The organism is Streptomyces sp. CT34 (assembly GCF_000805335.1).
In the GTDB taxonomy this organism is placed as follows: Bacteria; Actinomycetota; Actinomycetes; order Streptomycetales; family Streptomycetaceae; genus Streptomyces.
Map to the genome: position 1 here is coordinate 2,927,874 of NZ_KN708638.1, position 1,811 is coordinate 2,929,684.

The following is a 1,811-nucleotide window of genomic DNA, read 5'->3' on the forward strand; positions in this document are numbered from 1 at the left end:
CCTCTCTCACCCGCCCGGTGTCCCCCGCCGCCCTGGACCGGCTGCGCCGGATCGTCTCCCGTATGACGCCCGAGGAGAAGGTGGGGCAGCTCTTCGTGATGCGGGTGTACGGGCACTCCGCGACCGACCCGGACCCGGCCGACGCGGCGGCCAACCGCAAGGAGATCGGGGTCTCGGACGCCGCCGAACTCATCGCCAGGTACCGGGTCGGCGGCATCATCTACTTCGGCTGGGCGCACAACATCCGTGACCCGCACCAGATCGCCGACCTCTCCAACGGCATCCAGCAGGCCGCCGCCGCGCTGCGCGTCCCCGTACCGGTGCTGATCGCCACGGACCAGGAGCACGGCGCGGTGGCCCGGATCGGCGCGCCGGCGACGCTGTTCCCCGGGGCGATGGCGCTCGGCGCGTCCGGGTCCCGGCAGGACGCCCGTACGGTGGGGCGGATCTCCGGCCGGGAGCTGCGCGCGATGGGCATCCGGCAGGACTACGCGCCGGACGCGGACGTCAATGTGAACCCGGCCAACCCGGTGATCGGCGTACGGTCCTTCGGTGCCGATCCGCACGCGGTGTCCGGTATGGTCGCCGCGCAGGTGCGCGGCTATCAGGCGGCGGGGGTCGCGGCCTGCGCCAAGCACTTCCCCGGGCACGGCGACACGGACACCGACAGCCACGTCGGGCTGCCGTACATCCACCACTCCGCGCACGAGTGGGAGCGGCTGGACGCGCCGCCGTTCCGGGCCGCGATCGCCGCCGGCATCGACACGATCATGACGGCGCACATCGTCGTGCCCGCCTTCGACCCCAGCGGGGACCCGGCCACCCTCTCCCGTCCGATCCTCACCGGCATCCTGCGCGAACGCCTCGGCTACGACGGGGTGGTGGTGACGGATTCGCTGGGCATGGAGGGCGTACGGGAGAAGTACGGGGACGCCCGGGTACCGGTGCTGGCGCTGCGGGCCGGGGCCGACCAGCTGCTGAACCCGCCGGATCTGCCGCTGGCGTACCGCGCCGTCCTGCGGGCGCTGGCGGGCGGGGAGCTGAGCGGGCGGGAGATCGACGCCAAGGTGCTGCGGATCCTGCTGCTCAAGGAGCGCCGCGGGCTGTTCGCCGACCCGTACACCACTCACCGGGCGGTCGACCGGGTGGTGGGGACCCGCGGCCATCTGGCCACCGCGGACCGGATCGCGGACCGCACCACCACACTGCTGCGCAACGACGGCGGGGTGCTGCCGCTGTCCCCGCGGCGGGCGGGCCGGTTGCTGGTGGTGGGCGCGGACCCGGCCGCGCCGACCGGGACCGGGGGCCCGCCCACCAGGGTCCTGGCACAGGCACTGACCGGGCTCGGGTTCACGGCCACCGCGCTGCCCACCGGGACGGCGCCGACCCGGCCGCAGATCGACCGGGCGACGGCGGCGCTGGCGGAGCGGGACGCGGTGGTGGTGGCCACGTACGACGTCACCGCGTCGTCGCCGCAGCGGGATCTGGTCGCCGCGCTGCTGGCCACCGGGAAGCCGGTGGTGCAGCTGGCGGTCCGCAATCCTTACGACATCGCGCAGTTGGACGGGGTCAGGGCGGGGCTGGCGAGCTATGCGTGGACGGATGTGGAGCTGCGGGCGGCGGCCCGGGTGATCGCCGGCCGGCGGGATCCGGTGGGCCGGCTGCCGGTGGCGATCATGCGCGCGGACGCGCCGCGGACCGTGCTGTACCCGATCGGCCACGGGCTGAAGTACTGAGCCGGGCAGGGCCGTTGCGGCCGGCCCCCCGCGACCGCCGGCTCCCCGCGACCGGCTGCCGGTGGCCGGTCGCGG

Annotated in this window: 1 protein-coding gene; it reads left to right on the forward strand. The window is 75.0% G+C overall.

What is annotated here, in order from left to right; all coding sequences use genetic code 11:
• On the forward strand, window positions 1-1,736 hold a 1,736-nt coding region (locus RZ84_RS12820; protein ID WP_063772752.1), incomplete at its 5' end, for a glycoside hydrolase family 3 protein.
• Between the last annotated feature and the right edge of the window lie 75 nt (window positions 1,737-1,811).